We start from the raw sequence: 13,587 nt of genomic DNA on the forward strand, positions 1-13,587 counted from the left end.
CCTTACCACCCCCGCATCAGTCGAGGCATAAATTCCGTCGCCGATGGCATGATTTCTTGGTCGGCGAGTTCGGCGGCCTCCGGCGTGAGCCGTGCCGCAACAAAATCTATAAAGGCGCGCACCTTGGCAGGCGGCAGATGGCGCGACGGAAAGAGAGCATAAAGCGGGAAAGTTTCCCCCTGCCAGTCTGGCAATACTTCCATCAGCGCGCCCCGGTCGAGCAGGTGCTGCACGCCGATCGCCTTGACGCGGGCGATGCCGACGCCTTCGAGACACGCGCCAAGCATGCTGCCCCATTCCGCAACCATCAGCCGGCCGGAAATCCGGACTTCCGCCACTTCGCCGCCGCGCCGGAACTGCCAGTCCTCGATCGGCTGGCCGGTGAGTGAGTCCCGCACCAGGATGCAGGAATGGCTCTTCAGATCCTTGGGTGAGGCAGGAAGGCCGCGCGCCTGGAGGTAGGAAGGCGAGGCGACTGTGATCGTCCGCGTTTCGAGGAGTTTTCTGGCGACCAGCGATGAGGTCGGCGGGGTTCCGAACCTTACGGCGATATCGAAACCTTCGCCAACGAGATCGCCGAGCTGATCGCGGGCGACCAGCTCTAGTGACAGTTCCGGATAGAGCGAGAGGAACTCGCCGACATGCGGCGTCAAGAGAAGCCGTGAGAAGAAGGCATCGACATTGACGCGCAACCTGCCGCGCACTGCGACGGATGCGCCGGAGGCGAGGCTGACGGCATCCTCGATGCCACTCAGAAGAGGGGCCACTTCGGAATAGAGCCGGCGACCTTCGTCGGTGAGCGCTATTACGCGGGTCGTCCGGTCCAGAAGCCGTACGCCGACCTGCGTTTCGAGCCTCGTGACGGCACGGCTGACACCGGAGCGGGTAAGGCCGAGCGCTTCCCCGGCGCGGGCGAAGCTGCCGGTTTCGGCGATCGCGGCCAGCACGCCGATATTCGAGACGACACGGGCATCGAAGGTCATCTTCAATCCTTTGGTGATTTTTCGTCATCAGTCATATGATTTTTTGGCGCTCACGGCAACGTCTGCCGATGCGGTAAGCCTATTCTGTCTTCAGAAGCGAAAGGACAGGATCATGTATGCAATTACCGGGATCACCGGAAAGGTGGGCGGGGAAGCAGCAAAAGCGCTGCTTTCCCGAGGTCACAAGGTGCGCGCCGTCATGCGCGATGCCGGCAAGGCGGCGCAATGGGCCCGGCAGGGATGCGAGATCGCCATCGCCGAGATGAACGATGCCGCGGCTTTGGCGGAGGCATTTCGCAAAACGGCGGGTGTCTTCATTCTGCCCCCACCGGTCTTCGATCCGGAACCGGGTTACCCGGAAGCGCGGAATGTGGCGCAAGCCGTCGCCAAGGCCCTGGAGGATGCGGGGCCGGCGAAGGTGGTGCATCTCTCGACGATCGGCGGCGATGCGACCGAAGACAATCTGCTGTCGCAGCAGACGATCGTGGAGAAGGCGCTGGCGGAAATCGATCTTCCGGTCACCACGCTGCGCGCCGGCTGGTTCATGGACAATGCTGCGTGGGACGTGCCGTCCGCGCGCGAAGGGGTGCTCTACAGTTTCCTGCAGCCGCCGGAAAAGGCGTTTGCTATGGTGGCGTCACAGGATGTCGGCCGCACCGTTGCGGAGCTGCTTCAGAACGATTGGGCGGGCCATCGTCTCGTCGAGCTTGAAGGCCCGCGCCGGGTCTCGCCGAACGATCTGGCGGAAGCTTTCGCAGCGGCGCTGGGCAAGCCGGTCAAGATCGAGACCATCGCCCGGGGGACCTGGGAGGAGCTTTTCCGCTCGCAGGGCATGAAGAACCCGATGCCGCGTATCCGCATGCTCGACGGCTTCAACGACGGCTGGATCGCTTTCCGGGACGATGGTGCGCATGCCCGCAAGGCGTCGACCGACATCCGCCAGGTGATCGCCTCGCTGGTTGCGAACGCCTAACCGACCTTGCGGATCTGCTCGCGATTGTCCTCAACCTTGAGGTTCTGGACGAGTTTAGCGAGCCAGTCGACGAAGACCCGCACCTTGTTCGAAAGGTGGCGGGTCTGCGGATAGACGATGTAAAGGGGCAGGCTTTCGCAGCGCCAGTCCGGCATGACCTCGGCGAGTTCGCCCTTCTCCAGCGCATCGCGCACCATGAAGCGCGGCGACTGCACGACGCCCATGCCGGCGATCGCCGCGTTGACATAGGAGCGGGCGTCGTTCATCGAGACCACGTAGCGCGGGTTGATCTCGATCGTTTCCTCTTCACGTTTGAATTCGATCGGCATGACGCGGCCGGCCGTGGCGTTCAGATACCCTACCGAGAAATGGTCGTTTTCCAGGTCCTGCGGATGGGTGGGCGCGCCGAAATTGCGGAGGTAGAGCGGAGCCGCATAGGCCTGCATGCTCAATTCGCCGACCTTGCGGGCAATCAGCGACTGGTCCGTGGGCGTGCCGCCGCGTAAAGCGCAATCGACGTTTTCGGCGATGTAATCCACCAGCCGGTCGCCGACGCCGATATCGAGCCTGATCTGGGGGTATCGGTTGTGGAAGTCGCAAAGGTTCGGAATGACCAGCATATCCGCAAAAGCGCCGGCCATTTCCACCCGCAGTCGCCCCGAAGGCTGGGTCTGCGAATTCGAGAGGCTGCCGTCGAGTTCGTCGAGCTCGGATATGATCTGCTGGGCCCGCTCGTAATAAAGCGCGCCGTCGGTCGTCACCATCACGCGCCGCGTCGTGCGGTTGAGCAGCGTCGTGCGCAGATGGCCTTCAAGGCTTTGCACCAGATTGGTCACCGTCGTCTTCGGCATGTTGAGCGTTGCGGCGGCCCGGGTGAAATTCCCGGTTTCCACCACGCGAACGAAAACGCGCATCGCTGAAAGCTGGTCCATCTTAGCGTCCCCTACTGCGTTGCAGCATTATCCCGGAATTTGGAATAGTGTTGTCATATGTCGCGAACTTGTGTGATTGCGTCCGAACAATAATATCAGGTTCGAAGTTGACGGCAAGTACCTCCTTCACTAGGGGTCGGCCAGAGGATTTTTCAATGTCGGTGCAATGGGAAAATATCAAGTTCGACCAGGTGGCGAAGCCGCCGGTCCCCATGCGCCTTTATGAAGGCGCCGCCAAGAGCAAGGCTCCGCCGCTGGTGCTCTACCTGCGCGGCGGTGCTTTCCTCAATGAAGGCCGGAACGAACCGGAGCGACCGATCGGCAAGGCGCTCGCCGAAGCTGGTGCGGTCGTGCTCGAGGCGGATTATTCCAGCGTCTCGCGCAATCTCTTCCCCCAGACGATGGAATGTGCCTTCATGGCGCTTCATTGCCTGGCCGGCCGGCGCAAGCAGTTCGGCAGCGCCAAGTCGCGGATCTTCGTCGCGGGCGACGAAGCCGGCGGCAATATCGCGGCGGGCATTGCGCTGAAGGCACGCGATCAGATGCCGGGCGAGCTTTCCGGCCAGATCCTTCTGTCGCCGATGATCGACCCGATGATGGCGACCGCTTCCTTCCGCAAGGCGGACAAGATCGGCATGGGCGAGCGCTGGGCGGAGGGCTGGAGCCATTATCTGGGCTCCCATTGCGGTTTTCAGCATCCTTATGCGGCGCCGTGTCTCTGTTCGCGGCTTTCGGGTGTCGCGCCGGCTCTCGTCGTGACATCCGAGGACGATCCGTTGCACGACGAAGCGGTTGCCTATGCCGAACGGCTGGCGGCATCCGGCGTAAGGGTGACGCAGAAAATTTTCCCGGCCGGCTGCGGCTGGACGGGCATTTACAAGGACGGCGGCGGCAAGTGGATGGACGCACTCTGTGCAGAATTCACCGGCTTCGTCGGAAAGTTGAATTAGTAGCATGATGTATTTGAAGGCAAATAGCGGCCTGCTCCCGAGGCCGTAAGGAGAATATCGAATGATATCGAAGATCAAAAACTGGGCCCTGTGGGGCACCGGACTGAGCACGGCCGCGTTGATTGTCGGCGCTTCCGTCTATCTGGATCTGCCGCAGGGCGCCAATGCCGCGCCTGCGACGGCGGCTGCACCGGCACCGGCCGTTCCGGTCACGGTCGCGACCGTCAATCCGCGCAATGTCACCACCTGGCAGGAGTTTTCCGGCCGGCTGGAAGCCGTCGACCGCGTGCAGATCCGCCCGCGGGTCACCGGCATCATTCAGTCGGTGCATTTCCGCGAAGGCGGACTGGTGAAGGCGGGCGACCTGCTCGTCACCATCGATCCGGAGCCTTACAAGGCGGCGGTGGCACAGGCGGAAGGTCAGGTGGCTTCGGCCGAGGCCAAGGTCGAGCTCGCCAGCACCGAGCTCGAGCGCGGCAAGACCTTGGCATCCAAGAACACCATCTCGCAAAGCGATCTGACCCAGCGTCAGAGCGCCCAGAGCGAGGCGCTCGCCAATCTGCAATCCGCCAAGGCGGCGCTGAGAACGGCACAGCTGAATCTCGATTATACCGAGATCCGCGCGCCGATCGCCGGCCGGGTCGGCAAGCTGGAAATCACCGTCGGCAATCTCGTGGCGGCAGGTTCCGCGTCCGCTCCGTTGACGACGCTGGTCTCCAGCGATCCGATCTATGCGAGCTTTGATGCCAGCGAAGAGCTGGTGACCCAGATCCTTGCCGATCTTCCGGTCGAAAACGGCCTGCCGGCCATCCAACAGGTTCCGGTGGAGGTAAGCACGCTCGCCGCCGGCGGCACGCCGATCCGTGGCAAGCTGCAGCTGATCGACAACGAGGTGAATGCCGCGAGCGGCACGATCCGCGTCCGCGCCGTGTTCGGCAATCCGGGCGGCAAGCTGATTCCGGGCCAGTTCGTGCGGATCCGCATGGGCCAGCCGAAGGCTACCGACCATCTGATGGTCAGCGAAAGGGCCGTTGGCGCCGATCTCGACAAGAAGTTCGTCTTCGTGGTCGATGCCAACAATACCGTCGGATACCGGCAGGTGGAGCTGGGGTCTGCGGTCGACGGTCTCCGGATCGTCGAGAAGGGCCTGAACCCGGGCGACCGGGTGGTCGTGAACGGCCTGCAGCGCATTCGTCCCGGCGCGGTGGTTGCGCCCGAGGAAGAGGCCACGCTCGCCAACAAGTGATCACGTGAAATGACTGCATGACCGGCGGCAAGTCCTGCCGGTCACCCCCAACCATTCCAGTTCCGGTTTCTTGGAGCTTGCGGCCGATCGGCTGCGAGCCGGGACCGCTTCGCTTCTTGTTAACCCCGGAGAGAGGGCTTTGACATGAATATTTCTCGCTTCTTCATCGACAGGCCCGTCTTCGCGGCCGTGCTGTCGATCCTCATCCTGATCGCCGGCCTGATCGGTCTGCGCTCGCTGCCGATTTCCGAATATCCCAATGTGGTTCCGCCTTCGATCGTCGTGCGCGCCACCTATCCCGGCGCCAACCCGACGGTTATCGCCGAGACGGTCGCGACACCGCTCGAAGAGCAGATCAACGGCGTCGAAGACATGCTCTACATGTCCAGCCAGGCGACGTCCGATGGTGTTCTGAACGTCACTGTCACGTTCAAGCTCGGCACTGATCCCGACAAGGCGCAGCAGCTCGTGCAGAACCGCGTGAGCCAGGCCGAACCCCGCCTGCCGGAGGAAGTGCGCGCTCTGGGTCTGACGACGGTCAAGAGCTCGCCGGACTTCATCATGGTGGTCAATCTCGTTTCCGATACCGACCGCTATGACATCACTTATCTGCGCAACTATGCGACGCTGAACGTCAAGGACCGGCTGAACCGTATTCAGGGCGTCGGTCAGGTGCAGGTTTTCGGCGCCGGCGACTATTCCATGCGCGTCTGGATCGACCCGCAGAAGGCGGCCGAACACTCGCTCGCGGCAAGCGACATCTCGAATGCGATCCGTTCGCAGAACGTTCAGGCCGCGGCCGGTATCATCGGCGCTTCGCCGAGCCAGCCGGGCGTCAACCTGCAGCTCAATGTCAATGCGCAGGGGCGTCTACGCACCCCGGAGGAGTTCGGCAACATCATCGTCAAGAGCGGTGAGAACGGCGAAATTACCCGGCTGCGCGACGTCGCCCGCGTCGAACTCGGCGCTGCCGACTATACGCTGCGCTCGCTCCTCGATGGACGCCCGGCGGTTGCCGTCGCGGTTCTCCAGGCGCCCGGTTCGAACGCCATCGAGATTGCTGACAACGTCAAATCGACGATGGACGAACTGCAGAAGGCTATGCCGGAAGGCGTGAAGTACGAGATCGTCTACGACACGACCAAGTTCGTGCGCTCCTCGATCGAAAAGGTCGTCGATACGCTGCTCGAAGCGATCGCGCTCGTCGTGCTCGTCGTAATCCTCTTCCTGCAGACGTGGCGCGCCTCGATCATCCCGCTGATCGCCGTTCCCGTCTCGATCATCGGCACATTCGCGGTGATGTATGCCTTCGGCTTCTCGATCAACGCGCTGACGCTTTTCGGCCTCGTCTTGGCGATCGGCATCGTCGTGGACGACGCGATCGTCGTGGTGGAAAACGTCGAACGCAATATCGAGAACGGCCTCAGCCCCAGAGCTGCGACCTACAAGGCCATGAAGGAAGTCTCCGGCCCGATCATCGCGATCGCGCTGGTGCTGGTCGCAGTCTTCGTGCCGCTCGCCTTCATCAGCGGCCTGTCCGGCCAATTCTACCGGCAGTTCGCGCTGACGATCGCGATCTCGACCGTCATCTCGGCGATCAATTCGCTCACCCTGTCGCCGGCGCTCGCCGCGCTGCTGCTGAAGGATCATCATGCCAAGAAGGACTGGCTGACCCGGTTCATGGATGCGATCTTCGGCTGGTTCTTCCGCGGCTTCAACCGCGCCTTCGGGGCGGCTTCGAACGGCTATGGCCGCACGGTCGGCGGCCTGCTTTCCCGCAAGAGCCTGGTGATGATCATCTACCTCGCTCTCGTCGGCGCGACGTACAGCATGTTCAATGCGGTTCCCGGCGGCTTCGTGCCGGCGCAGGACAAACAGTATCTGATTGGCTTCGCACAGCTTCCGGACGGCGCAACACTCGACCGCACGGAGGATGTGATCAAGCGGATGAGCGACATCACCATGCAGCAGCCCGGTGTAGAACACGCCATTGCCTTCCCGGGCCTGTCGATCAACGGCTTCACGATCGGCTCGAATGCCGGTATCGTCTTCGCGGTTCTCGACGATTTCGAAAACCGCAAGACGCCGGAGCTTTCGGGCGGCGCCATCGCCATGCAGCTGAACCAGAAGTTCGGCGCCATCCAGGATGCGTTCATCGCCATGTTCCCGCCGCCGCCGGTCAACGGTCTCGGCACGACAGGCGGTTTCAAGCTGCAGATCGAGGATCGCGCCGGCCTCGGTAACCAGACGCTCGACGAGGCCACCAAGGCAGTTCTCGCCAAGGCCTACCAGACGCCTGAGCTTGCCGGCATATTCTCGAGCTTCCAGATCAACGTGCCGCAGCTCTACGCCGATCTCGACCGCGCCAAGGCCGAACAGCTCGGCGTCTCGGTGACCGACGTCTTCGAAACGCTGCAGATCTATCTGGGCTCGCTCTACGTGAACGACTTCAATTCGTTCGGACGCACCTACAGCGTCCGGGTCCAGGCGGATGCGAAATTCCGCGCCAAGCCCGAGGATATCGGCCAGCTGAAGGTACGTTCGCAGTCGGGCCAGATGATTCCGCTCTCGGCGCTTCTCAAGGTAGAGGCGCAGACTGGTCCGGAACGCGCGACCCGCTATAACGGCTTCCTGTCCGCCGACATCAACGGCGGTCCGGCACCGGGCTTCTCGTCCGGCCAGGCGCAGGCCGCGATCGAGAAGATCGTCAAGGAAACGTTGCCGTCCGGCATCGATTTCGAATGGACGGATTTGACCTACCAGCAGATCCTTGCCGGCAATTCCAGCATCGTCGTCTTTCCGCTCGCCCTGCTGCTCGTCTATCTGGTACTGGCCGCCCAGTACGAGAGCCTCTTCCTGCCGCTCGCGATCATCATGATCGTGCCGATGGGTGTCCTAGCCGCCTTGACCGGTGTGTGGCTGACCGGCGGAGACAACAACATCTTCACCCAGATCGGGCTTGTGGTCCTCGTGGGGCTGTCGGCGAAGAACGCGATCCTGATCGTGGAATTCGCCCGCGAACTGGAATTCGAAGGCCGCACGCCGTTCCAGGCGGCGGTGGAGGCAAGCCGGCTGCGTCTGCGTCCGATCCTGATGACCTCGATGGCCTTCATCATGGGCGTCGTGCCGCTCGTCTTCTCCACGGGTGCGGGTGCCGAAATGCGCGTCGCCATGGGCATTGCGGTGTTCTCCGGCATGATCGGCGTGACCTTCTTCGGCATCTTCATGACGCCGGTCTTCTACATGCTGGCCCGCTTGGTTACCGGCAGCCGTCCTCTGCGGCAGCACGGTACGGAGGAGGCGGCTCCCGCTCTCTCTCCAGCGGAGTAAGGTCTACCTCCGGGGCCGCGCGGGCTCTTTCCACCGGGAGCCCGCGCGGCAATTCTTTGCTTCCTTGTTTTGCGCAATTCCAGGAAAACCTCTCCAGGTTTCTTGGAATTGCTAAAGAGCACCGCCGTCGATGACGACCGTCTGGGCCGTCATGGCGGCGGACGCGTTTGAAGCGAGAAAGAGGCAAGGACCGACGAGGTCTTCCGCCACGAGTACGCGCTTCAGGGCCTGACGGGCGACCATTGCAGCGATGCTATCCTCGTTGAGCCACAGCTTCTTCTGCCGTTCGGTGACGATCATGCCGGGCAGGATGGCGTTGACGCGGATATTCTCCGGCCCGAGTTTGCCCGCAAGGCTCTTCGTGAGGCCGATGATGCCGGCCTTGGCGGTCGCATAGGCCGGCAGGCCACCCATGTTGAGCAGGTAGGCGATCGAAGAGAAATTGACGATCGCGCCGCCGCCGGCCTTGCGCAGATGCGGGACGGCGGCCTGCGAGACGAAGAAGATCTGCTTCAGGTTTATCGCCTGGCTTTCGTCCCAATATTTTTCCGTCACCGCTTCCAGCTCGTGCCGGTCGTCCCAGCCGGCATTGTTGACGAGCACCGACAGCGAGCCGAGCTTTTCCGCCGCCTCGCTCACTGCCGCCTGGGTCTCGGCGACGTTTCGGAGATCGGTTTTCAGATAGAGAACGGGGTGAGGGGATTTCTCATTCACGCGTTCGGCAAGTTCACGGCTCGGCGCCTCGGCAATGTCGAGGAAGGCGACCTTGGCGCCCTGCGCAGCAAAGCCCTCGACGAGTGCCGCGCCGATGCCCGAGCCACCGCCGGTGATCAGCACGCCGCGGCCGGCAAGATCTTGATGACGGACGGATAGTTCAGCCAAGACGTCCTCCCTCCATGGCTCGGTCAGCCAGTTCTAAGCTTGCGGCAAGAGAAGACAAGGATGGCCGCGAATTTCTTTCAATCGATTTGCATCGGAATGCAGGACGGGTTAGTCGAAAGCCCGTTGCCAGCCATCCTCCCACCAATCCCGAAGGACCTGACCTTGTCTTCCTCCGCCGAGATCATCCTGCCTAAAAACACCTATGCGGCCTTCCTGTTCGACATGGACGGCACGATCCTCAATTCGATTGCCGCCGCCGAGCGTGTCTGGGGCCGGTGGGCCGCGGGCATGGGCCTCGACGTGGAGGAATTCCTGCCGACCATGCATGGCAAGCGCGGCATCGACACGATCGGCGGTCTGAACCTGCCGGGCGTCGAGCCGGTCGTCGAAGCCGAAAAGATCCTGCGCGGCGAGATCGAAGACGTGGAAGGCGTGGTGCCCATCCCGGGGGCGGTGGAATTTCTCTCCGCACTGCCGCCGGAGCGCTGGGCGATCGTCACCTCGTCGCCGATCGAGCTTGCAAAGGTAAGATTAGCAGCGGCCGGCATCCCACAGCCGCTCTACATGGTGACGGCAGAGGATGTGACGATCGGCAAGCCCAATCCTCAGGGCTATATCCTGGGGTCCGAGCGGCTCGGCGTCAGCCCATCGGACGTGCTGGTGTTCGAGGACGTGCTTGCAGGCATCCAGGCGGGTGAGAATGCCGGAGCGGATGTGATGGTGATTACCGCCACCCATTCCCATCCAGTCGAAACCGGGCATCCGAAAATACCCGGTTATCTCGATGTCGTGCCGCATATCGGTGATGACGGGCGGCTGTCGGTGCGCCGGAAGGGCTGACGGTCAGGCCGTTGCGGTCTTCATGATCCTGACGGTCGCGAGCCACAGCACGACGCCGAGGCCGATCAGGCAGGCGGCGATCAGATACTGCACCGGGTTGCGACCGGTCCAGGGGCCGGCGAGGAAGGTGCAGGAAATGGCGCCGAGCACCGGCAGGATGGTCGGCGTGCGGAAATGCTTGTGCTCGACCTTGTCCCTGCGGAGTACCAGCACCGCCACGTTGACGATCGCGAAGACGCAGAGGAGCAGCAGTGCCGTGGTGCCGCCGAGCGCCGGCACGCCGCCGGCGAAAAGGATCAAGGCAACCGCGAGAAGCGAAGTGAAGCCGATCGCGACATAGGGCGTGCGGCGGTCGGCATGCACCTTGCCCAGCACGTCAGGCAGCACGCCTTCGCGGCTCATGCCGTAGATCAGGCGGCTTGCCATCATCATGTTGATCAGTGCGGAATTGGCGACCGCGAACATGGTGATGATCGCGAATATGCCGATCGGGAAGGCGGGCGCGCCTGCCTGCACAACCTTCAGAAGCGGCGTCTCGCCCTGACCGAGTTCATTGGCCGGAACCAGCGTGATGGCCGAGATCGCCACGAGCACGTAGATCGCGCCGGTGATCGCGAGTCCTGTCAGCAGCACCTTGGGGAACATGCGGCTCGGCTCCTTGCATTCCTCGGCCATATTGACCGAATCTTCGAAGCCGACCATGGCGAAGAAGGCGAGGGTCGTCGCCGCGATCACCGGCCAAAAGACGCCGCTGCCTTCCGGCGTCGCGAAAGTCCAGGCGCGCGAGACGTCGCCCTGGCCGCCGGCGATCGCCCAGAAGCCGATGCCGATGATAATGAGGAGGCCGGTCAGTTCGACGACGGTCAGCAGCACGTTCATCTTGACGCTCTCGCCAACGCCGCGGAAATTGATCGCACCCACCAGCGCGATGAAGCCGACAGCGATTAGCGGTACGCTCCAGGCGCCGAGTTCAAGCCCGAGGGAGGCGGAAAAATTCGAGGCGAAGGCGCGCGAAGCGGTGGCAGCCGAGGTGATGCCCGAGGACATGACGGCGAACGCCACCAGGAAGGTGAAGAAATGCACGCCGAAAGCCTTGTGCGTATAGAGTGCAGCACCCGCGGCGCGCGGATATTTGGTGACCAGTTCGAGATAGCTGCAGGCCGTCAGGAGCGCGACGACGAAGGCGATCAGAAAAGGCAGCCATACGACGCCGCCCACCTGGGCAGCTACCTGACCGGTCAGGGCATAGATGCCGGTGCCGAGGATATCCCCGATGATGAAGAGGAGCAGCAGGCCAGGCCCCATGACTCGATGCAGTTCCGTTTTTTCGTCTCCCGCCTCCGGGACCGCTTTTTCCATGACTTCCTCCTCCTAAAATGTTCCAGGCAATCCCATCAATGGCAATCGATGCCGGGTGGTTCCCGGAAAACCCGTACGCCGTTGACCTCTATCCGCGTCTGCACACATTTTTGTGATAATGTTGCACTTGATGCAAATATTCACTAAATGCGAACCCGTCGAAAGCGCGGTGAATAGGGCATCTCGGCCCGTTTTTTTCTGCAATGGAGGTTTTCATGCCTTGGAATTGCCATGCGGGCTGTGAAGCTCGGCGGAATACTCGATCGCATTTTCAAACCGGTGAGTCTCTAACCATGACCACAGAAGCCGCATTTTCCGATTTCCTGCATTTCTTCCGTTCCTGGATGAGCAACCCGCTGCGTGTTGCATCCGTCGCGCCCTCCGGCGAGTCGCTGGCAAAGCTGATGACCCAGGAGATCGCGGCGCTTGATGGTCCGGTGATCGAGCTCGGTCCAGGCACGGGCGTTTTTACCCGCGCCCTGCTTGCCCGCGGCGTTGCCGAGTCCGATCTGACGCTGATCGAATACGGGCCTGAATTCGTGCCAGGCCTGCAGCGGCGTTTTCCGCAGGCGCGGGTGCTGCAAATGGATGCGGCGAAGCTGGTCCAGAACGAGCTTTTCGACGGCGAACCGGTCGGTGCGGTGGTCAGCGGCCTGCCGCTGCTGTCCATGTCGCCTCGCAAGGTGACGGCGATCCTCGGTGGCGCTTTTGCCTATATGCGTCCGGGCGGTGCTTTTTATCAGTTCACCTATGGGCCGCGTTGCCCGGTGCCGCGGCCGATCCTCGACAGGCTCGGGCTGAAGGCCGTGCATATCGGCCATACCGTTCGCAATCTGCCGCCGGCCGCCGTCTACCGGATTTCCCGCCGCAAGCCGCTGGAGCTTGCGCGGCATCGTTCGAGCGCGGAAGCGGCAAACCAGAACGTGGATATCGATCACGCGGATGGCTGAAGAGAAGCCGGAAGGAATGGGAAGAACCAGCGACGGCCACACGGAGGGCCGGCGTGAGCGCAAGCGCCGCCAGACCCGCGAACGCATCGAGCAGGCGGCAATGAGCCTCTTCCTCGAACGCGGTTTCGACGCAACCACGATCGAGGACATCGCAGCGCGCGCCGATGTCTCCAAGCGCAGTTTCTTTGATTATTTTCCCAGCAAGGAAGAGGTCGTCTTCGCCTGGCAGGACGGCTTTGCCGACCGAATGATGACGGCGATCGCCGCACGTCCGGCCGACGAGCCGGCGGTCAAGGCGGTGCAACATGGTCTCATCAGCGCCATCGTTCTGGCGGCGGACGAGAGGGCCATGGCGCTCGGCGAATTGGTCCGCAACACGCCGACTTTGAGGGCTCGCGACCAGCTTAAATATGCCAAGCTCGAAGGCAAGCTCACCGAGGCATTGCGGCTGCGGGCACGCAGCGAGGAAGAGCGCAGGCGCATGCGGCTTCTGGCCGCCGTTGTGATGAGCGCTTTGCGCGTCGGCGGCGAGGTGTGGAACCAGGAACCGCCCGGCACCTCGCTTGAAGCCTTTGCTCACCGGTTCTTCGGGAGTTTCTGGAAATCGCTCGGCGAATTCAGCGACGAAGCCGAAAAAACTGATCAGAAGATCCCGAGCGTGATGGCGGAAAGCGCAAGATAGCGGCTTGCCTTGCCGATAAAGACGAGGATCAGGAATATCCACAGCGGTTCCCGCATCACGCCGGCGGCGACCGTCACGGCATCGCCGCCGACCGGCAGCCAGGCGAGCAGCAGCGACCATTTTCCGTATTTCCGGTACCAGGCCTGCGCCTTTTCAAGCTTCTCGGGCGTTACCGGGAACCAGCGGCTGTCGCGAAAGCGTTCGACGCCGCGGCCGAGGGCCCAGTTGACGGCGGCACCCAGCGTGTTGCCGACCGACGCCACCAGCAGCAGGCCGGCGAGTGGATAACGATCGCTGAGGATCAGTCCGACAAGGATTGCCTCCGACTGCATCGGAAAGATCGTCGCGGCGATGAAGGCGGCGGAAAAGAGCCCCGCATAGGCGGCGAAATCGAGCATGAGCGTCAACGGTCACAGGCAATGGAAAAGGGCGGATTTTCATCCGCCCTCCGGTTTCCGGC

General features: G+C 62.5%; 12 protein-coding genes. 7 read left to right on the forward strand and 5 right to left on the reverse strand.

All coding sequences use genetic code 11. The features are described 5' to 3' along the window. Positions 1-2 precede the first annotated feature (2 nt). Positions 3-983 carry a LysR family transcriptional regulator gene (locus tag DMO26_RS13570; protein WP_117192603.1) on the reverse strand — a complete coding sequence of 327 codons (981 nt, stop codon included), beginning with the start codon at positions 981-983 and terminating at the stop codon, positions 3-5. Between the two features lie 112 nt (positions 984-1,095). Between DMO26_RS13570 and DMO26_RS13575 the strand changes: the two genes are divergently transcribed. Beyond that, positions 1,096-1,956, forward strand: coding sequence for an NmrA family NAD(P)-binding protein (locus DMO26_RS13575; RefSeq protein WP_117192606.1), 861 nt, complete (start codon positions 1,096-1,098; stop codon positions 1,954-1,956). Here DMO26_RS13575 and DMO26_RS13580 read toward each other — a convergent pair. After that, positions 1,953-2,888 (reverse strand): LysR family transcriptional regulator, encoded by a 936-nt coding sequence (locus DMO26_RS13580; protein ID WP_117192608.1) that lies wholly within the window; start codon positions 2,886-2,888, stop codon positions 1,953-1,955. The two genes, DMO26_RS13575 and DMO26_RS13580, sit on opposite strands and share 4 nt — an antisense overlap. 155 nt (positions 2,889-3,043) lie before the next feature. On the opposite strand from DMO26_RS13580, the gene DMO26_RS13585 reads away from it, so the two are divergent. From DMO26_RS13585 to DMO26_RS13595, 3 genes are all read left to right on the forward strand, one after another. Then, positions 3,044-3,838, forward strand: coding sequence for an alpha/beta hydrolase (locus DMO26_RS13585; protein WP_117192610.1), 795 nt, complete (start codon positions 3,044-3,046; stop codon positions 3,836-3,838). A 61-nt stretch (positions 3,839-3,899) separates the two neighbouring features. After that, positions 3,900-5,084 (forward strand): efflux RND transporter periplasmic adaptor subunit, encoded by a 1,185-nt coding sequence (locus DMO26_RS13590; protein WP_117192612.1) that lies wholly within the window; start codon positions 3,900-3,902, stop codon positions 5,082-5,084. A 144-nt stretch (positions 5,085-5,228) separates the two neighbouring features. Continuing rightward, entirely contained in the window at positions 5,229-8,414 is a 3,186-nt protein-coding gene (locus DMO26_RS13595; RefSeq protein WP_117192614.1) for an efflux RND transporter permease subunit, read from the forward strand. A 111-nt stretch (positions 8,415-8,525) separates the two neighbouring features. Here the strand turns inward: DMO26_RS13595 and DMO26_RS13600 are convergent, their stop codons facing one another. After that, a complete protein-coding gene (locus tag DMO26_RS13600) occupies positions 8,526-9,296 on the reverse strand; it encodes an SDR family NAD(P)-dependent oxidoreductase (protein ID WP_117192616.1) in 771 nt (256 codons plus the stop codon). A gap of 162 nt (positions 9,297-9,458) precedes the next feature. Here DMO26_RS13600 and DMO26_RS13605 point away from each other — a divergent pair, with 162 nt between their 5' ends. After that, positions 9,459-10,136, forward strand: coding sequence for an HAD-IA family hydrolase (locus tag DMO26_RS13605; RefSeq protein WP_404947048.1), 678 nt, complete (start codon positions 9,459-9,461; stop codon positions 10,134-10,136). 3 nt (positions 10,137-10,139) lie between these two features. On the opposite strand, the gene DMO26_RS13610 is transcribed toward DMO26_RS13605, so the two are convergent. Next, on the reverse strand, positions 10,140-11,495 hold the full coding sequence (locus DMO26_RS13610; protein ID WP_117192618.1) for an APC family permease: 1,356 nt from the start codon (positions 11,493-11,495) through the stop codon (positions 10,140-10,142). A 293-nt stretch (positions 11,496-11,788) separates the two neighbouring features. On the opposite strand from DMO26_RS13610, the gene DMO26_RS13615 reads away from it, so the two are divergent. After that, positions 11,789-12,445, forward strand: coding sequence for a class I SAM-dependent methyltransferase (locus DMO26_RS13615; RefSeq protein WP_117192620.1), 657 nt, complete (start codon positions 11,789-11,791; stop codon positions 12,443-12,445). Continuing rightward, positions 12,438-13,127: a TetR family transcriptional regulator gene (locus tag DMO26_RS13620; protein WP_162894876.1), complete on the forward strand. Its 690-nt coding sequence runs from the start codon at positions 12,438-12,440 to the stop codon at positions 13,125-13,127. Before DMO26_RS13615 ends, DMO26_RS13620 begins: the two co-directional genes overlap by 8 nt. On the opposite strand, the gene DMO26_RS13625 is transcribed toward DMO26_RS13620, so the two are convergent. Next, entirely contained in the window at positions 13,088-13,525 is a 438-nt protein-coding gene (locus tag DMO26_RS13625) for a YqaA family protein (protein WP_117192763.1), read from the reverse strand. The two genes, DMO26_RS13620 and DMO26_RS13625, sit on opposite strands and share 40 nt — an antisense overlap. Between the last annotated feature and the right edge of the window lie 62 nt (positions 13,526-13,587).

The sequence above is a fragment of the Rhizobium terrae genome, assembly GCF_003425685.1.
Lineage (GTDB): Bacteria > Pseudomonadota > Alphaproteobacteria > Rhizobiales > Rhizobiaceae > Neorhizobium > Neorhizobium terrae.